Source organism: Paracoccus liaowanqingii, assembly GCF_004683865.2.
GTDB lineage: Bacteria > Pseudomonadota > Alphaproteobacteria > Rhodobacterales > Rhodobacteraceae > Paracoccus > Paracoccus liaowanqingii.
In genome coordinates this window covers 217,489-239,039 of the sequence record NZ_CP040763.1, presented here as the reverse complement: position 1 = coordinate 239,039, position 21,551 = coordinate 217,489, and the positions used below count along the sequence as shown (strand labels likewise).

Below are 21,551 nucleotides of genomic sequence, written 5' to 3'. Positions count from 1 at the left end.
AAGGCGGGGCGGCGGGAAATTCCCGCCGCCCCGTCTCGTTTCCAAGGGGCGGCATGCCGGATCGATGTCGCGCCTGTGTCCGACTGCCACGCCCCGGTTCCCCCGAGGCAGCTTGCCCTCGGTCTTCCGGGCGGCCTGATTTCCTGCAGCGCCATCCGCGCTTCGCTGCAGGACGAACGCCCCCCGTCTTCCATGCACGGATCGTGACCCGATCGGCTGCCAGCCACCCACCCTCGGCACCGACGCTAAACATGTGAAGGGAACTTGACAACTTTACGATCAGTACAATATCTGTGAAGTAACGGAGGATTTCACATGACCAGATTCGCGACGCGCCTGAACTCATTTGCCGCGCAGGCCGATCAGGCATGGCCCGGCCATATGGGCAAGCCGACGCTCGAGATGATGGTCGCGCGCGCGGCCAGCGTTCCGGGGCTGACTCATGTCGACCTGAACTTCCCCGACCATGTGGCCGAGGCGCCCCGGACCGTGCGGGCACGGGTCAACGATCTGGGCCTGCAGGTGAACGGGCTGGCCATGCGCTACTACACCAACCCGGCCTTCAAGCTGGGCGCCTTCACCAACCCCGATCGCGCCGTGCGGCAGGAGGCCATCGACCTGACCAAGCGGGGCATCGATGCCGCGCTGGAGATGGACGCCCCGCTGATGACGCTGTGGCTGGGCCAGGACGGCTTCGACTACAGCTTCCAGGGCGATTACGGCCGGATGTGGGATGACGAGGTCGGCGGCATCCGCGAGGTGGCAGAACATGCCCCCGATTGCATGATCTCGATCGAATACAAGGCGAACGAGCCGCGATCCTACGCGCTTCTGCCCGATGCGGCGACCACCCTGCTGGCCATCGCCGAGACGGGCTGCGCCAATACCGGCGTCACGCTGGACTTCGCCCATGTTCTTTACGCCGACGAGATGCCGGCCTTCGCCGCCACCCTGATCGCGCGCAAATCACGGCTGCTGGGCGTCCATCTGAACGACGGTTACGCCAAGCGCGACGACGGTCTGATGGTGGGCAGCGTGCATCCGCAGGCCACGCTGGAGCTGCTGTGGCAGATCGGGCGCGACGGCTATGACGGGGTGATCTATTTCGACACCTTCCCCGACGCCTCGGGCATCGACCCGGTCGAGGAATGCCGCACCAACATCGAGGCCGTCGAACGCTTCATGAGGATGGCCGAGCGTGTGTCCGGCGACAATGCGCTGCACGAGGCCATCGCCACCCAGAACTCGCCCCTCAGCCAGCGCGCCGTGGCGCGGATCATGGCCGGGGCCTGACTTCACGTTGTTTCCGATTATCGTAAAGGGAGGAGACCCAAGATGATCACGATCAAGTCATTTCTAATGGCCAGCGCCGTGACGGCCTTTGCCGGTGGGGCCATGGCCCAGGACCTGGCGCCGCTGAACTCGGACACCGAGGCGGACCGCATGGACTGGTCAGCCCTGTCCGAGCAGTTCGGCGACATGCCCGCCCCCGCCGAGGGGACGCAGGTCGGCGGCGTGTCCAAGACGCTGACCAACGAATACTGGCGCTCGCTCGGCCAGGGCTATCAGAACACGGCCGAGGCGAACGGCGTGGGCTTCGCCTATCAGGCCGCCCCGTCCGAGGGCGATCAGCTGGGCCAACTGTCCATCGCCGAGAACATGATCCTGCAGGGCTACCAGGGCCTGCTGGTGTCGCCCCAGACCGACAACAACCTGCAGCCTGCCGTCGAAACCGCATCCGCGCAGGGCATCGTCGTGGTGAACGTCAATGACGCGGTGATCCCGTCCGCCGCGCATTATGTCGGCAACGTCCAGCGCGACAACGGCGTGCGCGTCGCCCAGTGGTTCATCGACAACGCCCCCGAGGGCGGCAAGGTCGCGGTGATCGAGGGACAGCCGGGCGTCTTCGCCGCGGGCCAGCGCACGGACGGGTTCACGGCCACCATCGGCGAGGCCGAGGGCTTCGAGGTCGTGGCCAGCGTCCCCGCGAACTGGAGCCGCGAGACCGCCTATGATGCCGCCTCCACCATCCTGCAGCAGCATCCCGACCTGATCGGGTTCTATGCCAACAACGACGGCATGGCGCTTGGCGTGGTCGAGGCGGTCAAGGCCGCGGGCCTGCAGGATCAGGTCTCGGTCTTCGGCACGGACGGCATCTCGGACGCCTATGCCTCGATCCGGGCGGGCGATCTGACCGGAACCGTGGACAGCTTTCCCGTGCTGACCGGCGAGGTGGCGATGGAGGTCGTCCTGCGGCTGATCGGCGGCCAGGACCTTCCCCGGGTCGTGGCCACCCCGCAGGCGCTGATCACCGCGGACAACGTCGAGGAATACTCGGTCGAGGATACCGCCGCCCTGCGCGAGATGCTGCTGGCCGACTGATCCGGACTCCGGTCCGGTCCGGCTGATGCCGGGTCCGGTCCCGCGCATCCTCCCTCGCGGGTCCCTCGGACCGGCCGGATGGCGCCCCCCTCATCCCCCGGGGCGCCATCCCTTCTCCGCCATGGCGGATCCCAAAGAGGTGTCATGATGACCAGTCCCCCAAGTCGTCTGTCGCTGCAAGGCGTCAGCAAGACTTTTCCCGGCATCCGTGCGCTGGACAATGTCAGCTTCGATGTCCGCGCCGGCGAGGTCCACGGCCTGCTGGGCGAGAACGGCGCCGGAAAATCGACGATGCTGAACGTCCTGTCCGCCGTGCTTCAGGCGACCGAGGGGCGGATCCTGATCGACGGCCAGCCCGTCACGCTGACGCGACCCGCCGATGCCCGCGCCGCCGGGATCGCGATGATCCACCAGGAACTGCAGCATATCCCGCAGCTGACGGTCTCGCAGAACCTGTTCCTGGGCCGCCCCCTGACCCATGCGGGCGGGATGCTGGTCGACCGCCGCGCGCAGGAGGTCCGGGCCCGCGCCATCCTGGCCGATCTGGACCCCCGCATCGATCCGCGCGCGCCCATCCACACGCTGAAGGTCGCCCAGCAGCAGATCGTCGAGATCGCCCGCGCCCTGCTGGACGACGCCAAGATCATCGCCATGGACGAGCCGACCTCCAGCCTGACCCCGTCGGAATTCGACGCGCTGGCGGCGCTGATCGCGCGGCTTGCGGCGGCGGGCAAGTCGATCATCTATGTCAGCCACAAGATGAACGAGGTCTTTCAGGTCTGCGACCGCGCCACGATCCTGCGCGACGGGCGCTTTGTCGACACCGTCGACATGCGCGCGGTGACCGAGGATCAGGTGATCGCCAGGATGGTCGGGCGCGACATCACCCATGAACGCCATGTCGGCCACGCCCGGGACCAGGTCGTGATGCAGGTGCGCGGGCTGTCGGACGACCGGCTGATCCGGGACGCCAGCTTCGATCTGCACAAGGGCGAGGTGCTGGGCATCGCCGGGCTGGTCGGATCGGGGCGCACCGAGCTGCTGCGCTTGGTCGCGGGCATCGACCGCGCGCGCCAAGGCAGCGTGACGCTGAACGGCAAGCCCGTCGATCTGCGCAGCCCCCGCACGGCGATCCGCGCGGGCATCGGCCTGGTGCCCGAGGAACGCAAGAAGGACGGCATCGTGCGGGCCCGCTCGGTCGCCTCGAACATCGCGCTGCCCTGCATGGGGCGGTTCACCCGCTTCGGGCTGGTGCGGCGTCGCGCGCTGCATGCCGAGGCGACGGCGCTGATGAAGAAGATGGGGATGCGCCCGCCGGACGTGTCCCGCGCCATCGGCACGTTTTCGGGCGGCAACCAGCAGAAGGCCATCATCGGCCGCTGGCTGGCCGCGGATGTTGACATCCTGCTGTTCGACGAACCCACCCGGGGCATCGACATCGGCGCCAAGTCCGAGATCTACGACCTGATCGCCGAACTGGCCCGATCGGGCAAGTCGATCATCGTCGTCAGCTCGGAACTGCCCGAGATCCTGCGCGTCTCCGACCGGGTCATGGTGATGCGGGAAGGCCGCATCTCGGCCATCCTGGGCGGCGACGACATCTCAGAAGACGCCATCGCGGCGAATGCCATTCCCAGATCCAGAGGCCCGGACACCCCGGCCCCAGCCCTCGAGGCCCAGCCATGACCATGACCGCATCCCCCGCCCACACCCGCACCCCGCGCATCAACCTGCGCGATGCCGGGACCTTCTTCGGCCTGGTGTTGATCTTCGCGGTCTTCGCGGTGCTGAACCCGGTGTTCCTGACCGCGCCGAACCTGATCAACATCCTGCAGCAATCGTCGATCAACGCTTGCATCGCCCTGGGGATGACCTTCGTCATCATCTCGGGCGGGATCGACCTGTCCGTGGGTCCCACCGCGGCCGTCTCGGCCATCGTCGGGGCGACGCTGATGATCGCGGGCGTGCCCATCCCTCTGGCCGTGGCCGGTGCCATCGCCACCGGCATGGCCTGCGGGCTGTTCAACGGCACGCTTGTCGCCGTGGCGGGGCTGCAGCCCTTCATCGTCACGCTTGGCGCGCTGTCGCTGTATCGGGCGCTGGCGCTGATCTTCACCGGCGGAAACCCGATCTTCGGCATCCCGGCCGAGTTCCGGTCGGCGATCAACGGACTGGTGCTGGGCGTGCCGGTGCCGGTCATCATCGTGGCGATCATCGCGGGCATCCTGTGGGTGGTGCTGAACCGCAGCCCCCTTGGCGAATACATCCTGGCCGTCGGCGGCAACCCCGAGGCCGCGCGCATCGCCGGAGTTCCCGTCGCGCGCACCAAGATCATCGTCTATGTCCTGTCGGGCGGGCTGGCCGCCGTGGCGGCCCTGATCCTGACCGGCCGCCTCGGCGCCGCCGATCCCACCATGGGCAACCTGTGGGAGCTGGACGCCATCGCGGCCGCGGCCATCGGCGGGGCCTCCCTGATGGGCGGCAAGGGGTCGGTCGTGGGCACGCTGATGGGGGCCGTCATCCTGGGCGGCCTGCGCAACGGGCTGACCTTGATGAACGTGCAGGCCTTCTATCAGCTGCTGGCGACGGGTATCATCATCCTGGTGGCCATGCTGATCGACCGCGCGACGCGCGGTCGGGCATAGGCCCCGACGGAACAAGGGGCACCGCCTGATGGAACAGTACGACCCGCGCAGCATCGGTGCGCAGATCCGGATGCGGCTGCCCTTCCTGACGCCGCTGGAAGGGCGGGTCGTCGAGGGGATGACCGGTCGCACCGACCTGGACCGCACCACCGCGCTGCGGCAGGTGGCCGAGGATGCGGGCGTGTCGGATGCGATGGTCGTCAAGATCGCCAAGAAGCTGGGCTTCGCGGGATTTCGCGACTTCCGCGAGGCCCTGGTGGTCTATCGCCAGACCGACGTGGCCTCGCTCCATTCCGAGATCTCGCCCGACGACAGCTCGGCGGACATCATCCGCAAGGTGTTCCAGACCTCGATGCAGGCGCTGGAGGAGACGATGTCGATCCTGAACGTCGAGGCCTTCGACCGGGCCGCCGACCTGCTTCACCGCGCCCGGCAGCGCGACTTCTACGGTGTCGGCGGATCGGCCCAGATCGCCCGCGACGTGGCCCACAAGTTCCTGCGCATCGGCCTGCGGGCGGGCGTGCAGGACGACCCGCACATGATGCTGATGTCGGCCTCGCTGCTGGGGCCGGACGACGTGGCCGTGGCCTTCAGCCATTCCGGCACCACCTCGAACGTGATCGAGGCCGCGCGACTGGCCCGCGAACAGGGTGCGCGCGTCATCGCCATCACCAACTACGCCACCGCGCCCCTGTCGGAACTGGCCGACATCGCCCTCTGCTCGACCGCCCAGGGCTCGCCCCTGCTGGGAGAGAACGCCGCCGCGCGCATCGCGCAGCTCAACATCATGGACGCGATCTTCGTCGCCGTCGCGCAGCGTGATCTGGACCGCTCGGAAGCGCAGCTGGACCGGACCCGCAAGGCGGTCGAGGCCAAGCGCCGCCGCTGAACAGGACATTCCGATGACCCCGACCCCCTGCGCCGTCACCCTCGGCAGCCTGCATTACGACATCGTCGTCGATGCCCCCCATCGTCCCGCGGCAGGCGAGACGGTGACCGGCAGCGCCTGGCGGCCGGTCTTCGGGGGCAAGGGCGGCAATCAGGCCGCCGCCGTCGTCGCGGCCGGGGTACCCTGCCGCATGGTCTCGGCGGTGGGCGACGACGCCTTCGGGCCCTTCCTGCGCGACGGCCTGCGCCGGGCGGGCGTGGACGACGCCCATGTCGCGACCATCCCCGGAACAGGATCGGGGATGAGCATGGCGATCATGGATGCGGGCGGCGACTATGGCGCGGTGATCGTGTCGGGCGCCAACCTGGCCATCGATCCCGGGGTGCTGGCCAAGGACGCCCTCTGGCAGGACGCCACCCATCTGGTGCTGCAGAACGAGATCCCCGAGGCGCTGAACCTGGCCGCCGCCGAGGCCGCCCGCGCGCGGGGCGTGACGACCGTGCTGAACGCCGCCCCCGCGCGGCCGATGTCCGACGCGATGGCCCGGGCGGTCGATATCCTCGTCGTCAACGCAGGCGAGGCCGAGGCGCTGTGCGGCCGGAAGGTCGCCTCGCTTGAGGATGCCGGGATCGCCGCGCGCGCACTGGCGGCGCGATTCCGGGTGGTCGTGGTCACCGCGGGCGGGGACGGCGTGGCGGTCGAGGGCCAGGACATCAGCCATGCCGAACCGGGGCATGCCGTCGCTCTGGTCAGCACGCATGGGGCCGGCGACTGCTTCATCGGCACGATGGTGGCGGAACTCGTTCGGCGGGAATCCCTCGGCGACGCCGTCGCCACCGCCAATCTGGCGGCAGCCCGGCATGTCTCGCAACCCAGATGATCGGCACGACCGACGGCCCGGCCCGCAAGAGACCACCCTTGCGGACGGGCGCGATGCGTCATTCCGAGGCCTGCGCGGCAGGCAGTTGGTCGCCACCGCGACAGCACGCATCTGTGTGCCGGGGCTGAATGCCCACGCCCCGGGTCAGCGGGCCACTGCCCGCTGATCCGTGCCGCCTAGTCGGCGATCACGTCCTGGCGCTGGCGGCCCAGGCCGTCGATGCCCAGCTCGACCACGTCGCCGGGCTTCAGGAAGCGCTGCGGGCGCATGCCCATGCCCACGCCCGGCGGCGTCCCGGTCGAGATCACATCGCCCGGGTGCAGGGTCATGAACTGGCTGAGGTAGTGGATCAGGAACGGCACCTGATAGACCATCGTCCGGGTCGAGCCGTCCTGCATCCTCTCGCCGTTGACGGTCAGCCACATCCCCAGGTCCTGCGGATCCGCGACCTCGTCCGGGGTCACCAGCCATGGGCCCAGCTGGCCGAAATTGTCGCAGGACTTGCCCTTGGTCCACTGGCCCGCACGCTCCGTTTGGAAGGCGCGCTCGGACACGTCGTTCGTCACCGCAAAGCCCGCGACATGGGACATGGCGTCGGCCTCGGTCACATATTTGGCGGGCGTGCCGATGATGACGGCCAGCTCAACCTCCCAATCGGTCTTCTCGCTGCCGCGCGGGATGACGATCGGATCGTCGGGGCCGCAGATGGCGCTGGTGGCCTTCATGAAGATCACCGGCTCGGGCGGGACCTCCATGCCGGATTCCGCGGCGTGATCGGCATAGTTCAGGCCGATGCAGATGAACTTGCCCGTACCCGCCACCGGGGGCCCAAGGCGCGGGTTGCCCTCGACCAGCGGCAGCGAGGCCGGGTCCAGGCCCGCCAGCCGGGCCAGCGCGTCGGCATGCAGATGCGCGCCCGACAGGTCGGGAACATGCGCCGAGAGGTCGCGGATCCGGCCCTCGGCATCGATCAGGCCGGGTGTCTCGGCGCCGGATGCGCCAAAGCGAACGAGTTTCATGTCATCTCCCTTGGATCAGATGGTCCAGCCGCCGTCGATGCAGACGGCCTGGCCCGTGGTATAGGTTGCGCCGGCCAGATACACGGCCAGATCGGCGATTTCATCGGCCTCGGCGATGCGCCCCATGGGCTGGCGGGCGACGAAGGCCGCGCGGGCGGCCTCGGCGTCGCCGGTCGCGGCCAGGCGCTGGTCCAGCGAGGGCGACTGCACCGTGCCGGGGCAGATCGCATTGCAGCGGATGCCCTGGCCCACGTAATCCGCCGCCACCGATTTGGTCAGCCCCAGCACGGCGGCCTTGGTCGTCGAATAGGCGAAGCGGTTCGGCACCCCCTTCACCGAGGACGCGACCGAGGACATGTTGATGATCGCCCCCTGCCCGCGGTCGATCATGCCCGGCAGGACGGCCCGGATCATCCGGACCATCGCCCGCACGTTCAGATCGAAGGCAAAATCCAGATCGGCGTCCGGCATGTCCAGGATGCTGCCCGCATGGACCACGCCCGCGCAGTTGAACAGCACGTCGACCGGTCCCAGTGCGGCGCAGAACTCCGTCACCGCCGCGCCGTCCAGAACGTCCAAGCGCGCCGTGCGGCAGCCGGCCAGCCCGGACAGAGCTTCCCCGTTGATGTCGGTCGCGGTGACCTGGGCGCCCGCCCTGATGAAGGCCTCCACGCTGGCACGGCCGATCCCTTGGGCTGCGGCGGTGATCAGGACGTGTTGTCCGGCAAGGCCTGGGGCTGTCATGGGTCTTCCTTTCACTTACATCACCGCGCCGATCTGCCAAGGCACGAATTCAACCGCGCCGAAGCCCTGCGCCTCGCTTTTCGTCTCGGCGCCCGACGCGGTCGCCAGCATCAGCTCGAAGATCTCGCGGCCCTTCTCCTGCAGGGTGACCCCGGACAGGATCGCCCCGCAATCGACATCCATGTCAGGCTCCATCCGGCGCCACAGGTCGGGGTTCGAGGCGATCTTGATGCAGGGCACGGGGCGGTATCCCGACACGCTGCCCCGCCCGGTGGTGAAGGCGATCAGGTTGGCCCCCGAGGCCACCTGCCCCGTGACCGAGCAGGGATCGTAGCCGGGGCTGTCCATGAAGACGAAGCCCGGCCGGTCGATGGGTTCGCCATAGCGATAGACCGCCGAGAGGGGCGCGCTGCCGCCCTTGGCGACGGCGCCCAAGCTTTTCTCGAGGATCGTGGTCAGGCCGCCGCGCTTGTTGCCGGGCGAGGGGTTGTTGTCCATCTCGCCGAAATTGCGGGCGGTGTAATCCTCCCACCACTCGATCAGGTCGATCAGCTTGCGCCCGGTGTCCGCGTCGGCCCGGCGCGTCAGAAGATGTTCGGCACCGTAGATCTCGGACGTTTCCGACAGGATCGAGATGCCGCCATTCGCCACCAGCAGGTCGGATGCGATGCCGAGCGCGGGGTTGGCGGTGATGCCCGAATAGCCGTCCGATCCGCCGCATTGCATGCCCATGACCAGCTTCGAGGCCGGCGCGGGCTGGCGGGTGGCGCGGTTCGCCTCGGCGGCCAGGTCGCGCAGCACGGACACGCCCTTGTCGACAGTGGCGCGCGTGCCGCCGGTCTGCTGGATGGTCATGTAGCGGAAGCGCGCGCTGTCCTTCAGCGCCTGCCGGTCGATCAGGTCGGGGATCTGCATGACCTCGCAGCCCAGCCCCACCATCAGGATCGCGCCGAAGTTCGGGTTGTGGCCATAGCCCGCGATGGTGCGGAAGAGCGTCTCGTAGCCCTCGCCCTTTCCCGACATGCCGCAGCCGGTTCCGTGCACGATGGGCACGATGCCGTCGACATGGGGATAGTCGGCCAGCCATCCCTGACGCTCGGCCTCTTCCGCGATGAAGCGCGCAACGGACCCCGCGCAGTTCACCGAGGTCAGGATGCCGATATAGTTGCGCGTCCCCACCCGGCCCGAGGGGCGGTGGAACCCCTGGAACGAGGCCGGGGCGTCGATGCCGGGCAGCGGATCCACCGCGCTGCCGAACCCGTAATCCTGCCGGTGCGCGCCCATGCCCAGGTTGTGGACATGCACATGTTCTCCGGCTGCGATGGCCTGCGTGGCGGTGCCGATGACCTGGCCGTATTTCAGCACCGGCTCGCCCGCCGCGATGGGGCGGAGGGCGATCTTGTGGCCCGCGGGGATCGCCTCGGCGGCGACCGTGTCCCCCGCGACGGGCGTCCCCGGGGCCAGGGACGTCAGGGCCACCATGATGTTGTCGCGGTCATGCAGGTGGATGGCGGTCGGAACGGGATGTGTCACGGGGTCACCAGGATCTTGACGATGTCGTTGCGGTCATGAACCAGCGCGGGGAACCGGGCGGGCAGATCGGCCAGGGCCACGACATCCGACACGAGCGCATCGGCGGGGATCAGCCCCTCGCGGATGGCCGCGATGACGCGGTCGAAATCGGACCGCAGCGCATTGCGGCTGCCGACGATGCGCGCTTCGCGCTTGTGGAACTCGGCGTCCGAAAAGCCGATGTCGCCCTTCACCACGCTGACCAGAACCGTGGTCCCGCCATGTGCCAGCAGGGGAAAGCCCGCCTCGATTGCCCTGGCACTGCCGGTGGCGTCGAAAACTGCGTCGAACCCCTCGGCCAGATCGCCGGTCAGGATGTCATCGCCGGGGCGGTGAAGGCGGTCGAACCCGCACAGGCGCCTGGCCAGGGCCAGCCGTTCGTCGCTGAGATCCATCAGATGCACCTCGGCCCCGGCCAGCCGGGCGAACAGGGCGGTGCCAAGCCCGATGGGCCCCGCGCCGGTCACCAGCGCCAGATCGCCCTTGCCCACGCCCGACCGGGCGACGGCATGCGCGCCGATGGCCAGGAACTCGACCATCGCGGCCTGCCGCACGCTCAGGCCGTCGGCAGGGTAGAGGTTGCCCACTGGCACCGCGATGCGCGCGCACATGCCGCCATCGCGATGCACGCCCAGGACCGCGATCGAGGCGCAGCAGTTCGGCTTGCCGCGCCGGCAGGCGCGACATGTTCCACAGGACAGATAGGGGTTCACGACGACCAGCCGCCCGGTGTCGGGTCCGCTGGCGACATGGGCCGACAGCTCGTGCCCGATCACCCGGGGGTATTCCAGATAGGGGTGCTTGCCTTCGAAGATATGGTAATCTGTGCCGCAGATCCCAATCGCGGCGATGTCCACCAGCACCCAGCCCTCGGGGGCCTCGGTCGGGCGGGGACGAGAGACGACGTCGAACCGGCCCGGCTTCAGGCAGATGCCGCAGTCCATCATGGCGGTCGTGTCGTCCTTCATTGCGCGGCCTCGATCGGACGCGCGGTCCAGCCGCCGGGCAGTTCTCCCTTCACGATCAGGCTGAGGACGTCGTCCTTGCTCACCTCGGTGATGGCATGGGCACCGACGACACGGCCCTTGTTCATCACCACGACCCGGTCGCACAACTCGAAGACGTCATGGATGTCATGACTGACCAGGAAGATCCCGATGCCATCGGCCTGCAGTTTGCGGATCAGATCGGCGACCATCGCGGTCTCCGATGGCCCGAGGGCCGCCGTCGGCTCGTCCATGATCAGGATGCGGGTGTCGAAATAGATCGCACGCGCGATCGCGATGACCTGTCGCTGCCCCCCCGACAGGCTGGACACGGGATCGCGGAGGTTCGTGAAGTTCGGGTTCAACCGGGCCAGCACCTCGCGGGCGGCGCGCAGCATCGCGGCGTCGTCCAGATTGCCGAACCGGGTCTTCAGCTCGCGTCCCAGGAACAGGTTGCTGGGCGCATCCAGATGGTCGGCCAGCGCCAGCGTCTGGTAGATCGTCTCGATCCCCCGGGCGCGGGCATCGTTGGGTTCGGCGAACGTCACCGCCTCGCCGTTCACGCGGATCTCGCCGCTGCTGGGCGTCATCGCGCCCGACAGGATGCGCATCAGGCAGGATTTTCCCGCACCGTTATGCCCCAGCAGGCCCACGACCTCGCCCGGATAGAGGTTGACGGAGACATGGTCGACAGCGCGGACGCCGCCGAAGTTCTTTTCGATGTCGGTCATCTGGACCAGCGGCTGGAGTGACATGGCCTGCCCTTTGCAACGTGTCGCCAATCGGGGGCCGGGGAAACGGCCCCCGGCAGGATCAATAGAGGACGTTCTTCGCTTCGTCGGACTCGATGTTGTCCTGATCGACCATCACGACGCCGGTGTTGATGAACGGCTCGACCGTCTCGCCCGCGATGATGTCCATGACCGCCTGCACGCCCAGCTCGCCCATGGCGAACGACCCTTGCACGGCCGTTGCCGTCAGCACGCCGTCGCGCACGAACTGCTGAAGATCCTCGTTGCCGTCAAAGCCCAGGGCCGTCAGCTGGCCCGCCTTCCCGGCCTGGGTGATGGCGCGGCCCATGCCGACGGCGGTCGGCTCGTTCGCGCCGAAGATGCCGACCAGATCCGGGTTCGAGGCCAGCATGTCGGTGGTCTGGTTCAGCGCATTGGCCATCTGGCTTTGCGAATAAAGCGGGCCCACGATCTCCAGGTCGGAATTGGCTTCCAGGTACTCGGTGAAACAGCCCACGCGGCCGATCTCGGACCCCACGCCCGCGACATAGGACATGATCCCGACCTTGCCGGTCGTCCCGGCCTCGTCGATCATGCGCTGTGCGACCTGTTCGCCGGCGGCACAGTTGTCGGTGGACAGGAAGGCCTGGAAGCTGCCCTCGGCCCCCTCGCCCAGGGTGCTGTCGATGATGACGACCGGAATGCCGGATTCGTAGGCGCGCTGCACCACGGGGATCAGGGCCTCGGGGTCGGATGGGGCCAGCACCAGTCCGGCTACGCCGCGGTTGATGGCGTTCTCGACCAGGTTGACCTGATCGGCCACCGCGCTTTCGGCCGTCGGACCGTCGAAGCTGAGGGTGTGTTCCGACTGGCCCTCGATGGCGGCCTGTGCGCCCAGGTTCACGTTCTGCCAGAAGTTCGAGTTGGTCGTCTTGACGATGACCGCGATCTCTCCGGCCTGCGCCGCGGTTGCGGTCAGGGCCAGGGCCGATACGGTCAGGCATGTCTTCAGCAGGGTCATCTTGGTTCCTCCTCCGATGATGATGGTGTTGCGGCTCAGCGCCGGTTGCGGACCTGGTCGATCCAGACGGCGCCGATGACGACCAGCCCGATGACGATCTGCTGGATGAAGGCCGACACGCCGGACATGTTCAGACCGTTCCTGAGGATGCCGATGATGAACGCCCCGATCATCGTGCCCGCGATCGTGCCCACGCCGCCCGACAGCGACGCGCCCCCGATCACCGCCGCCGCGATGGCGTCCAGCTCGTACATCACGCCCTCGCTTGGCTGGGCGGTGACCAGGCGCGACATCAGGACGTTACCCGCCAGCCCCGCCAAGGCGCCGGACATGGTATAGGCATACATTTTGGTCCAGTCGACATCGACGCCGGACAGCCGCGCGGCCTCCTCGTTCGAGCCGGTGGCATAGATATGGCGCCCGATCTGGCGGCGGCGCAGCAGATAGGTGGCTGCGATCGCCACGATCAGCAGCAGGATCGCCGGATAGGGGATGCCGGGAAAGATCACGCGGGGAAAGCCGTTCGGCTGCATCTCGACCATGCGGAACAGCGCGCCGTTGCCAAGCCGCCCGAACCCCGCGCCCAGCTGCGAGATGGGGGTGGCCCCGGTCAGCTGCAGCGCCATGCCGCGCGCGATCAGCATCATGCCAAGCGTGGCCACGAAGGGCGGGATGCGCAGTCGCGTGATGACGAGGCCGTTGAACGCCCCGCAGGCGGCCCCCGCCAGGACGCCCACGCACATCGCGGGAATGACCGGCAGACCCGCCTTGACGGCCATCGCCGAAACCACGCCCGACAGGGCCAGCACCGACCCAACCGACAGATCGATGCCGCCGGTGATGATCACCATCGTCAGCCCGATCCCCAAAAGCCCGATCACCGATGTCTGCAGCAGCACCGTCAGCCCGTTGTTGACCGACAGGAAGGACGGGCTGGCAAGCGCGAACCCCATGATCAGCAGCAGCAGCGTTAGCAGGGCAGACGCACGGTGCAACTGGTCGCGGGCCATGGTCAGCCTGCGCTCTTTCCCGTTGGCCCAAGGCTTGCTTGCGTCCGTCATCGTTCCTCCCCGACCGATCGCGTCCGAATATCGGCCAAGGATGTGCAGGCGCCTTGCACCTGTCAATTGTTTTTAATAATTTAGGACAAGAACCGTTCGGGAAAGGAAACGCTCGTGGCCCGCAGCGACACGCGCTATCGCGAGGCGTACAACCGCCTTCTGGATCACTGCGCGGCCCTGTCCGCCGGGGCCCCTGTGCCCGCCGAGACCGTGCTGAGCGAGATCGCGGGCGTCAGCCGCACGGTGGTGCGCCGCTGCCTTGCGCGGCTGTCGGACCTCGGGGTGATCGCGCTGGACGGTCGTGCCAAGTACCTGCTGCGCGTGCCGGGACCCGAGGATCGCATCGCCGTGACCCGAAGCCCCGACGGGCGGGAGGATCTGGAGCAGCGGTTCCTCGACTGGATCCTGCGCTTCGACGTGCCTGCCGAAACGCCGCTGTCGGTGGCCGAGCTGGCGCGCACCTTCGGGGTGACGCAGCATCAGCTGAACGAGTTCCTGGCCGGTCTCAGCCGGTTCGGGCTGGTGGCCCGCCGGCCAAGGGGCGGCTGGATGCTGCGCGGTTTCACGAAGGATTTTGCGATCGAGCTGTCGGATTTCCGCCTGGTGCTCGAGCTGGATGCGATCGCCAAGCTGGTCGAGGCGCCGGTCGATCATCCCGTCTGGCAGCGGCTGGCCGACCTGCGCGAGCGCCATCTGGTCCTGGCCAGCCAGATCGACACGCATTTCCACGCATTCTCGAAGCTGGACGAGGCCTTCCACGAGGCCATCAACGATGTCGTCCGCAACCGTTTCGTGGCCGAGTTCCAGAAGGTCATCTCCCTGATCTTCCACTATCACTACATGTGGGACAAGACCGAGGAGAAACAGCGCAACGCCGCCGCGATCCAGGAGCATCTGGCGGTGATCGACGCGCTCGAGGCCCGCGATGCCAACCGCGCGGCCGAGGCGGCGCGACGGCATCTGCGGACCTCCAGGTCGACCTTGCTGTCATCGCTGCGCCATCACGATCTGGGTTGACGAAGCGCCTCCAGATTGCGGCGCAGGGTCGCCGGGTTGGCCGTCCCCAGCAGCACGGCCGTGGCGGCCGGATGATCGCGCGCGAACCGCAGCGCCGCAGTGGCAAGCGGGATGCCCTGTGCCGCGGCCTGGTCCTGCAGCTCGGCAACGCGGTCCAGCACCTGCTGCGGGGCCGGGCCATAGTCATAGGTCGCGCCCGGCATCGGGCCGGTGGCCAGAATGCCCGAATTGAAGATCCCGCCCAGCACCAGGCTGGTCCCCGCCGCCCGGCAGCGCGGCACCAACACGGCCTCGGCCGAACGGTCCAGCAGCGTCAGCCGACCCGCCAGAAGGATCGCGTCCAGGGGGCCGTGATCCATCACCCGCAGGCAGATCTCGGATTCGTTGACGCCAAGGCCGAAGGCGCCGATGCGCCCGGCCTCCTTCAGCCGGACCAGCCGCTCGTAGCCGGATCCCAGAAAGGCCTGCAGATGCCGGTCGTTGTCCGCGCCATGGGTATAGGACCCCAGGTCATGGACATAGACGATCTCGACATGCCGCACCCCTAGTCGCTCGAGGCTCTGCTCGAAGCTCTCCTCGATCCCGTCCCCGGAATAATCGTAGCGCACATCGTTTTGAGCCGGACGGACATAGCTGTCGGCGTCCCGGATGGGTGCGATGGCGGGGGACAGCACGCGGCCCACCTTGGTGGACAGCGCAAAGCCCTGACGCCCGGCTAGGAAGCGGCCCAAGCGCTGCTCCGACAGGCCGCGCCCGTAATGGGGCGCCGTGTCGAAATAGCGGATACCGGCGTCCCATGCCGCCTGCAGCACCTGCCGGGCATCGTCATCCGCAACCTCCCGATACAGATTGCCGATGCTTGCGCAGCCAAAGGCGATTTCGGTGACCTGCACGCCGGTCTGGCCGATCCTGTTGGTCTTCATGCCTCCTCCTGTTCCCTCACGTGATGCGTTGACACCCGGCGACCGCCTTCATACGGTTTATTATGATTTAGAACACGACCGGCAAGGACATTCTCGTGATCATCGATGCCCATCAGCATTTCTGGCGGATCGCGCGGGGCGACTACGACTGGATGACGGAGGAAGTCGCGGCCATTCGGCGCGACCTCCTGCCCGCGGACCTCGAGCCGCTGGCGCATGCCGCGGGGGTGACCGGCACGGTCCTGGTGCAGGCCGCCCCCACGGTCGACGAGACTCTGTTCCTGCTGGATCTGGCCGATCGGTCGCCGCTGGTGCGCGCGGTCGTCGGATGGATCGACCTGACCGGCGACGTGGAGACGCAACTGTCGCGGATCACCCATCCAGCCCTGCGGGGCATCCGGCCGATGTTGCAGGACATCGATGACACCGACTGGATCCTGCAGGATGGCGTGATCGACGGGCTGCGCCGGATGGCCGATGCCGGGCTGCGCCTGGATGCGCTGATCACCCCCCGCCACCTGCCCGTGATCGACAGGCTGGCCCGCCTTCTGCCGGAATTGCCCATCGTCATCGATCATTGCGCCAAGCCGGTCTTCGACGGGGCCGACCCCGGACCGGAATGGCGCCACGGCATGACCGCGCTGGCCGCCCACCCCCAGATCGATTGCAAGCTGTCGGGGCTGGCCACGGAATACGGCCCCGGCTGGTCCGTCGACACTCTGCGCCCGGTCTTCGATCATGTGCTGGCGGCCTTCGGGCCCGCCAGACTGATCTGGGGCAGCGACTGGCCCGTGCTGGAACTGGCCGGGTCCTATCCCGACTGGCTGACCGTCGCCCAGGATCTGACCGCTGCGCTGCCGGAAGGCGATCGCGCCCTCATCTTCGGTCGGACCGCCCTGCGGTTCTATGGATTGGACTGAGCGCGTGGGGAAACGGCGGACGTCATTTGCGCTTCGCAACCACAGCTCGATCAATGCCATGGGAGGCACAGTAGTGACGCGTGCGGCGGTGGATTCCCTGTTCTTGTCATCCGTCCCGCCGATCCATTCGACACGCCCCGGACCTGACGCCGCACCTGAAAGGACCATGTCATGCTGAAGACCCTGAACCCCCTGCTGTCCGGCGAGTTGCTGGCGATACTGGCCAATATGGGCCATGGCGACGAGATCGCCATCACCGACGCCAACTTTCCCGCCGACAGCATGGCGCAACGGCTGGTGCGCCTGCCCGGCATCAGCGCGACCGATGCGCTGGACGCGGTGCTGTCCCTGCTGCCCTTGGACGATTTCGTCGATCACCCCGCCGCCGCCATGGACGCGCCGGGCGAGACGCCCCCGATCTATCCCGAGTTCGAGGCCGCGCTGGTCCGCGCCGAAGGCCGCCCGCTGACGCTGGAGCCCGTCGAGCGCTTCGCCTTCTACGAGCGCACCCGCGCCGCCTATGCTGTCATCGCCACGGGCGAGCGCCGGCTTTACGCGAACATCATCCTGAAGAAGGGTGTGCTGAGGGCGTCGTATATGTGATGTGATCTGCGACGGTGGTGACCCGTACCTGTCCGCTTCGGAAGCCGGCACCCGTGCCCGCAAACTGTTCCAAGATAGCAAGCGTCACCATCTCACGGAAACGGCCGGAAGAGCCGGGCACATCGGCGCCCGGCTCCCCTCTCTTGCAAAACCCCGTCAGGAGGACATGGCGGTCCGCGCAGGCTATCGCAGAGATTCGAAGGTTGCCCGCAGGTCGTGGACGAACGCGCCGGGACGCTCCAGGGCAGCGAAATGACCGCCTTGGTCATGTTGCGCGAAATGCACGAGGCGGTCGAACCGGGCCTCGGCCCACCGGCGCGACAGGCGAACCTGCTCGCCGCGGAACATCGAGATGCCGGCCGGGGTCCTCAGGACGTCCTGCCGCATCCCGCCCGCCCGCATCGCCTGCATCCCCTCCCAATAGAGCCGCGCCGAACTCGGCCCGGCGCCCCAGGATCATGGTGACCATAGCGCCCCAGTCCCCGCCCTGCGCGCCCCAGCTGTCATATCCGAGCCGCACCATCAGTGTCGCCCACGCGGCCGCGATGCGGGCGGGGGTCCAGCCGGGCTCGGTGACTTTTGCCCGAAAAGCCGAAACCCGGCATGGACGGGATGAAGATAAATGTTTGTCGGACTGCCAGGCTGAGAGTTTTCCTGACGAATGGTGCATTGCCGATATGGATCCCGTTCACCGGCTCTTTCTGACCGGTGGCTATTGACGGTGAACTCTTTACGGCTCGAGGCTTCAGTGGCTGCGCGTGGGTTCCAAGGTGGATCTTGCGTCAAGAGCCAGCCGGCCACTGTCCCGAGGACTACGGCGCCCGCGCCGCTTGAACGTGCCATGCTTGCGTGCGGGCCCTATGTTGGGGAAACAACTCCTCTAAGGCTGATGAAAGCCCCGGCTCCTTCGGCGCACTCTTGACCTGCAAAGCGTCGGTCCTCTTATCGAGACCAGAGTCTGCTGGTTCGAGGCAGGTCGTTAGCGGGCGGCGTTCTGCCCCATCGGCCCTGCGCTACTTTTCAACGTTGGATCGCCTGATTTATGGGTCCAGTCGTTATGCAAAAGCCGGCCCGCCCCCGCCCCGCCCTCAGTCAGCCGAGCTGCGCGAATAGACATCCTCGTAGCGGATGATGTCGTCCTCGGCCAGGTAGCTGCCGGTCTGCACCTCGATCAGCACCATCGGCACCTTGCCGCCATTCTCCATCCGGTGGACGGCGCCCAGGGGGACGTAGATCGACTGGTTCTCGGTCACCAGCGTCACGCTGTCGTCGACGGTGACCCGCGCGGTGCCCGACACGACGATCCAGTGCTCGGACCGGTGCACATGGCTCTGCAGCAACAGCGCCGCGCCGGGCTTGACCACGATGCGCTTGACTTGGAAGCGGTCGGCCAAGGCCAGCGTCTCGAACCAGCCCCAGGGGCGGTGGTCGCGGGGGAACGCCTCGGCCTGCTTGGCGCGCTTGGCCTTCAGCGCCGAGACGGCCAGCCGCACGTCCTGCGCCCGGCCCCGGTCTGCCACCAGCACCGCATCCGAGGTCGTCACGATCATCTTCGAAGATCCCTTCCTGACGCTTGACCGCGAGACATGGGCCGCCGGACCCAAGGCCGGTACGGCGGATCCCGGGTTCTACGGTCGCGCGGCCTTTGCCCGATGGGGCGGGGAAGAGGGCTTCGACCCCTATGCCATCGTCAGCGACGCCGATGCCTCGCACGGCACGGCCCTTCAGATTTCGGCGAAGTACATCGGCGAAAGGATGAATGTGCCGCATTACTACGGCAACGAGGAACCCGAGTTTCAGTGGATCAGCGGCAACATCCAGTCGGCGCGTTCGGACGGTACGATCATGCGGGGCTGGCGGCACGGGTATTTCGAGGCGCGCATGCTGTTCCCCGAGCATCCCCTCACATGGCCCGCCTTCTGGTTTCTGAACGCCCACAGCATTCTTGCTCCTGCCACCAGCATCGAGATCGACGTCGTCGAGCACAAGGGCCTCGAGCCCCATGTCTATGACGCCTATCTTCATGAATGGGGCGAACCCGGCGAACGACATGACAGCAGCGGCGTGACGACCGAACCGGACATGACCGAAAGCTACAACCGGTACGGCGTGCTGCTGATCGGACATCATTGTGTGATCTACTTCAATCGCCGCCCGATCCGCGACCCTGCAACGGGCGAGGCGCTTGTGTGGACGCTGAGCCGATCGGCCGAGATGGCGGCACCGGACGACGTCTTCTGGCCGCTCATCACACTGGCGTTGCGGTCGGACTACGCATTCCCCGATCCTTTACTGGACACGGACAAGCTTACCCGGCTGCGCACGGATTACTTCCGGGTCTACAGCTAGCATTTTTCGCTGTTCGACGGCTTGGTGACCGCTTTGCCGGTGAGACAGCACAACTCTGCCGACGACCAAGGCCATCCCTGCGGATCCGGTGCCGGTGGTCGGTCCGTGAAGCGATCTGCCGGAAAAAATCAGGCGCCTTTTGGCGTTGTGGAGTAGACCTGACGGAGAGGCGAGAATATCGTGCCGGCAATCGCGGATGTCACCTCTGCGGCGTGCTGAAGCGAGTTGCGAACCGTCATGACCCAAGATTTCGACACAGACCCTGCACAAGAGGCAGGATTGGCCGCCCTGCGCCTCATTCTGGGCAATCTTCTGCTGCGCCTCGGCGGTCAGGACGCGGAGGGCGGGGTCAATGCGCGCAAGCTTGCCGGCCCCGGGGCCTCGATGGGCGTGTCGGTCGATGACGATGCGGGGAATGTCCTCTTCCGTCTCGAGATGCATGATGGTCCGATGTCCCCGCCTGCGCGCCTGAACGCTCCGACCGCACCGGGGGATCACATCATCCCAATTATCGAGAATGCCGACGGCACGACCGCGTTCGGCATCGACATGCGGGACGGCAGCCTTTATCCGCAGCCGCCGGACAGGCGCGAAGGCACGACAATCGAGTTCGTGGACCCGGACAATCTGGGTGATGCGTGGAACGCCATCCAAAGCAGGGACGAGTTCGGCCCTGTGATCCGCTACCTCTCCCGCCAGTGGCGCGAGACATGGGGCTACGAAAAGCGGGGGGCGATCACCTTGGCGCAGACCTATGATCCCGCTCTCGGGGTCGTGGCCTTTGGCGGCGGCAGCGCGGGCGTCGTTCGCCCGATCGCCGAGGATTTCCGCTATCATCTGATCGATGAAACGCTGCGCTCGCCGGAAGACGGCGAGGCGGCCTCGGCCGTTGCCGTCGCGTTTTTGGAGGGGGAATATGCCGCGCGCCGGGCATTGCCGACGGTGGTGGCGTTGACGCGGGTCGTCGCCTCGACAGTCGAGGCCGACGCGTTGCCTGGATCGGCGCCGCGCCTAGCCCTTCGGGACCGTGTTGCGGCGGCGCGCCAGGCGCTCGTTCCCTGGGGGAAGGAGCTGTTCGTGGACCGGATCAGCCTGTCGCTGCTGGAAGGCGCCCCGCAGACGCTTCGGGCCACGGCCGATCTTCATTATGCCGCCGTGGCCAACAGCCTGCGTCAGGAAATCGCCGAAGCCGCAGGGCAGGCGCCCCTGCCGGTGGTGGTCGTCAGCCAGTCCGCCGGGACGCGCACCGATGGCACCTCCGAGGTGATCCTGGCGGAGGGCGAGCTGGACTGGGCGCATTGGTCGCTTGGACTGGTCGTGGCCACCCCCCGCTATCCCTTCCCGCTGCAACGGGGGACTGCGGCGACCCTGACCCCCGAGGCGGCGATGCAGGTCAGCGAGCTGGAAGCCTTGGCGGCCAACGAGCGTCTGGCAGGCCGCGACTGGTACGGGCCCAGCCTCGGTGCCAAGGCCTCGCGCGCGGGTCGCGTGATCACGGTGCCCTTCACCGCCATGTCGGCCCTGGTCCTGCACGACCCGGACCGGCACGGCTTCTGCGTCGACGGGGTCACCAACGGGGCCGTCGTCGCCTCGGTCGAGGTCAGGGGCACCGATGCCCTTCTGACGATGACCGCCGACCCGACCGGCACGCTGACCGTCCGCTATGCCTTCGGAGAGACCGGCGATCGCGGTGACGGGTTCCCCTGCAACCGAGGCTCCGTCACGGACAGCTGGTCCAGGCCAAGCCTGACGGTGACCGGAACCACCTTGTACCGCCATGCGCGCGCGGGCCGCGTCTCTGTTTTCTGA

The 21,551-nt window shown here is 67.5% G+C and carries 19 protein-coding genes and 2 pseudogenes; 11 read left to right on the top strand and 10 right to left on the bottom strand.

Features of this window, described 5'->3' with window-relative positions; all coding sequences use genetic code 11:
* The first annotated feature begins 315 nt into the window (after nucleotides 1–315).
* The 6 genes from E4191_RS20855 (at nucleotide 316) to E4191_RS20830 (ending at nucleotide 6,796) form a co-directional block, all read left to right on the top strand.
* On the top strand, nucleotides 316–1,293 hold the full coding sequence (locus E4191_RS20855) for a sugar phosphate isomerase/epimerase family protein (protein WP_139616260.1): 978 nt from the start codon (nucleotides 316–318) through the stop codon (nucleotides 1,291–1,293).
* A 42-nt stretch (nucleotides 1,294–1,335) separates the two neighbouring features.
* Nucleotides 1,336–2,382, top strand: coding sequence for a sugar ABC transporter substrate-binding protein (locus E4191_RS20850; RefSeq protein ID WP_139616259.1), 1,047 nt, complete (start codon nucleotides 1,336–1,338; stop codon nucleotides 2,380–2,382).
* 144 nt (nucleotides 2,383–2,526) lie between these two features.
* Nucleotides 2,527–4,068, top strand: a complete 1,542-nt coding sequence (locus tag E4191_RS20845; protein WP_407947093.1) for a sugar ABC transporter ATP-binding protein — start codon at nucleotides 2,527–2,529, stop codon at nucleotides 4,066–4,068.
* 2 nt (nucleotides 4,069–4,070) lie between these two features.
* Complete coding sequence (locus E4191_RS20840) at nucleotides 4,071–5,027, top strand: ABC transporter permease (protein ID WP_407947098.1); 957 nt, start codon at nucleotides 4,071–4,073, stop codon at nucleotides 5,025–5,027.
* Between the two features lie 28 nt (nucleotides 5,028–5,055).
* Complete coding sequence (locus tag E4191_RS20835; protein WP_139616257.1) at nucleotides 5,056–5,916, top strand: MurR/RpiR family transcriptional regulator; 861 nt, start codon at nucleotides 5,056–5,058, stop codon at nucleotides 5,914–5,916.
* Between the two features lie 13 nt (nucleotides 5,917–5,929).
* Nucleotides 5,930–6,796, top strand: a complete 867-nt coding sequence (locus E4191_RS20830; protein ID WP_139616256.1) for a PfkB family carbohydrate kinase — start codon at nucleotides 5,930–5,932, stop codon at nucleotides 6,794–6,796.
* Nucleotides 6,797–6,972: 176 nt separating this feature from the next.
* Here E4191_RS20830 and E4191_RS20825 read toward each other — a convergent pair whose 3' ends face one another.
* Genes E4191_RS20825 through E4191_RS20795 form a run of 7 tightly spaced genes read right to left on the bottom strand, consistent with a single transcriptional unit; the run spans nucleotide 6,973 to nucleotide 13,930 of the window.
* Nucleotides 6,973–7,815: a fumarylacetoacetate hydrolase family protein gene (locus E4191_RS20825; RefSeq protein ID WP_139616255.1), complete on the bottom strand. Its 843-nt coding sequence runs from the start codon at nucleotides 7,813–7,815 to the stop codon at nucleotides 6,973–6,975.
* A 15-nt stretch (nucleotides 7,816–7,830) separates the two neighbouring features.
* Nucleotides 7,831–8,559, bottom strand: a complete 729-nt coding sequence (locus tag E4191_RS20820) for an SDR family oxidoreductase (RefSeq protein ID WP_139616254.1) — start codon at nucleotides 8,557–8,559, stop codon at nucleotides 7,831–7,833.
* Between the two features lie 15 nt (nucleotides 8,560–8,574).
* Nucleotides 8,575–10,041, bottom strand: coding sequence for a UxaA family hydrolase (locus E4191_RS20815; protein ID WP_139616289.1), 1,467 nt, complete (start codon nucleotides 10,039–10,041; stop codon nucleotides 8,575–8,577).
* Nucleotides 10,042–10,088: 47 nt separating this feature from the next.
* Nucleotides 10,089–11,075: a zinc-binding alcohol dehydrogenase family protein gene (locus E4191_RS20810; RefSeq protein WP_139616288.1), complete on the bottom strand. Its 987-nt coding sequence runs from the start codon at nucleotides 11,073–11,075 to the stop codon at nucleotides 10,089–10,091.
* A 20-nt stretch (nucleotides 11,076–11,095) separates the two neighbouring features.
* Nucleotides 11,096–11,872: an ATP-binding cassette domain-containing protein gene (locus E4191_RS20805; RefSeq protein ID WP_228461877.1), complete on the bottom strand. Its 777-nt coding sequence runs from the start codon at nucleotides 11,870–11,872 to the stop codon at nucleotides 11,096–11,098.
* Between the two features lie 58 nt (nucleotides 11,873–11,930).
* Nucleotides 11,931–12,869: an ABC transporter substrate-binding protein gene (locus E4191_RS20800; RefSeq protein ID WP_139616253.1), complete on the bottom strand. Its 939-nt coding sequence runs from the start codon at nucleotides 12,867–12,869 to the stop codon at nucleotides 11,931–11,933.
* Between the two features lie 35 nt (nucleotides 12,870–12,904).
* A complete protein-coding gene (locus tag E4191_RS20795; RefSeq protein ID WP_139616252.1) occupies nucleotides 12,905–13,930 on the bottom strand; it encodes an ABC transporter permease in 1,026 nt (341 codons plus the stop codon).
* A 114-nt stretch (nucleotides 13,931–14,044) separates the two neighbouring features.
* On the opposite strand from E4191_RS20795, the gene E4191_RS20790 reads away from it, so the two are divergent.
* A complete protein-coding gene (locus E4191_RS20790) occupies nucleotides 14,045–14,947 on the top strand; it encodes a GntR family transcriptional regulator (protein WP_139616251.1) in 903 nt (300 codons plus the stop codon).
* On the opposite strand, the gene E4191_RS20785 is transcribed toward E4191_RS20790, so the two are convergent.
* Nucleotides 14,932–15,870, bottom strand: coding sequence for an aldo/keto reductase (locus tag E4191_RS20785; RefSeq protein WP_139616250.1), 939 nt, complete (start codon nucleotides 15,868–15,870; stop codon nucleotides 14,932–14,934). The two genes, E4191_RS20790 and E4191_RS20785, sit on opposite strands and share 16 nt — an antisense overlap.
* 95 nt (nucleotides 15,871–15,965) lie before the next feature.
* Between E4191_RS20785 and E4191_RS20780 the strand changes: the two genes are divergently transcribed.
* Together E4191_RS20780 and E4191_RS20775 are read left to right on the top strand one after the other, a co-directional pair.
* The gene (locus E4191_RS20780; protein WP_139616249.1) at nucleotides 15,966–16,790 is read left to right on the top strand and encodes an amidohydrolase family protein; all 825 of its coding nucleotides are present in this window, start codon (nucleotides 15,966–15,968) and stop codon (nucleotides 16,788–16,790) included.
* Between the two features lie 171 nt (nucleotides 16,791–16,961).
* The gene (locus E4191_RS20775) at nucleotides 16,962–17,393 is read left to right on the top strand and encodes an RbsD/FucU family protein (RefSeq protein WP_139616248.1); all 432 of its coding nucleotides are present in this window, start codon (nucleotides 16,962–16,964) and stop codon (nucleotides 17,391–17,393) included.
* Nucleotides 17,394–17,576: 183 nt separating this feature from the next.
* On the opposite strand, the pseudogene E4191_RS24380 reads toward E4191_RS20775, so the two are convergent.
* Both E4191_RS24380 and E4191_RS20765 read right to left on the bottom strand, forming a co-directional pair.
* A pseudogene (locus tag E4191_RS24380) lies at nucleotides 17,577–18,013 on the bottom strand (alpha/beta fold hydrolase); the annotation flags it as partial.
* A 468-nt stretch (nucleotides 18,014–18,481) separates the two neighbouring features.
* Nucleotides 18,482–18,937 (bottom strand): annotated as a pseudogene (locus E4191_RS20765) (cupin domain-containing protein); the annotation flags it as partial.
* Between the two features lie 217 nt (nucleotides 18,938–19,154).
* Here E4191_RS20765 and E4191_RS20760 point away from each other — a divergent pair.
* Nucleotides 19,155–19,742, top strand: a complete 588-nt coding sequence (locus E4191_RS20760; protein ID WP_331459672.1) for a family 16 glycosylhydrolase — start codon at nucleotides 19,155–19,157, stop codon at nucleotides 19,740–19,742.
* A 279-nt stretch (nucleotides 19,743–20,021) separates the two neighbouring features.
* Complete coding sequence (locus tag E4191_RS20755; protein WP_139616245.1) at nucleotides 20,022–21,551, top strand: hypothetical protein; 1,530 nt, start codon at nucleotides 20,022–20,024, stop codon at nucleotides 21,549–21,551.

What these genes read in the sequence shown, in the direction of transcription:
- E4191_RS20855 (WP_139616260.1), top strand. Translation starts at nt 316, where the DNA reads ATGACCAGATTCGCGACGCGCCTGAACTCATTTGCCGCGCAGGCCGAT.
- E4191_RS20850 (WP_139616259.1), top strand. Translation starts at nt 1,336, where the DNA reads ATGATCACGATCAAGTCATTTCTAATGGCCAGCGCCGTGACGGCCTTT.
- E4191_RS20845 (WP_407947093.1), top strand. Translation starts at nt 2,527, where the DNA reads ATGATGACCAGTCCCCCAAGTCGTCTGTCGCTGCAAGGCGTCAGCAAG.
- E4191_RS20840 (WP_407947098.1), top strand. Translation starts at nt 4,071, where the DNA reads ATGACCGCATCCCCCGCCCACACCCGCACCCCGCGCATCAACCTGCGC.
- E4191_RS20835 (WP_139616257.1), top strand. Translation starts at nt 5,056, where the DNA reads ATGGAACAGTACGACCCGCGCAGCATCGGTGCGCAGATCCGGATGCGG.
- E4191_RS20830 (WP_139616256.1), top strand. Translation starts at nt 5,930, where the DNA reads ATGACCCCGACCCCCTGCGCCGTCACCCTCGGCAGCCTGCATTACGAC.
- E4191_RS20825 (WP_139616255.1), bottom strand. Translation starts at nt 7,815, where the DNA reads ATGAAACTCGTTCGCTTTGGCGCATCCGGCGCCGAGACACCCGGCCTG.
- E4191_RS20820 (WP_139616254.1), bottom strand. Translation starts at nt 8,559, where the DNA reads ATGACAGCCCCAGGCCTTGCCGGACAACACGTCCTGATCACCGCCGCA.
- E4191_RS20815 (WP_139616289.1), bottom strand. Translation starts at nt 10,041, where the DNA reads ATGGTGGCCCTGACGTCCCTGGCCCCGGGGACGCCCGTCGCGGGGGAC.
- E4191_RS20810 (WP_139616288.1), bottom strand. Translation starts at nt 11,075, where the DNA reads ATGGACTGCGGCATCTGCCTGAAGCCGGGCCGGTTCGACGTCGTCTCT.
- E4191_RS20805 (WP_228461877.1), bottom strand. Translation starts at nt 11,872, where the DNA reads ATGTCACTCCAGCCGCTGGTCCAGATGACCGACATCGAAAAGAACTTC.
- E4191_RS20800 (WP_139616253.1), bottom strand. Translation starts at nt 12,869, where the DNA reads ATGACCCTGCTGAAGACATGCCTGACCGTATCGGCCCTGGCCCTGACC.
- E4191_RS20795 (WP_139616252.1), bottom strand. Translation starts at nt 13,930, where the DNA reads ATGACGGACGCAAGCAAGCCTTGGGCCAACGGGAAAGAGCGCAGGCTG.
- E4191_RS20785 (WP_139616250.1), bottom strand. Translation starts at nt 15,870, where the DNA reads ATGAAGACCAACAGGATCGGCCAGACCGGCGTGCAGGTCACCGAAATC.
- E4191_RS20775 (WP_139616248.1), top strand. Translation starts at nt 16,962, where the DNA reads ATGCTGAAGACCCTGAACCCCCTGCTGTCCGGCGAGTTGCTGGCGATA.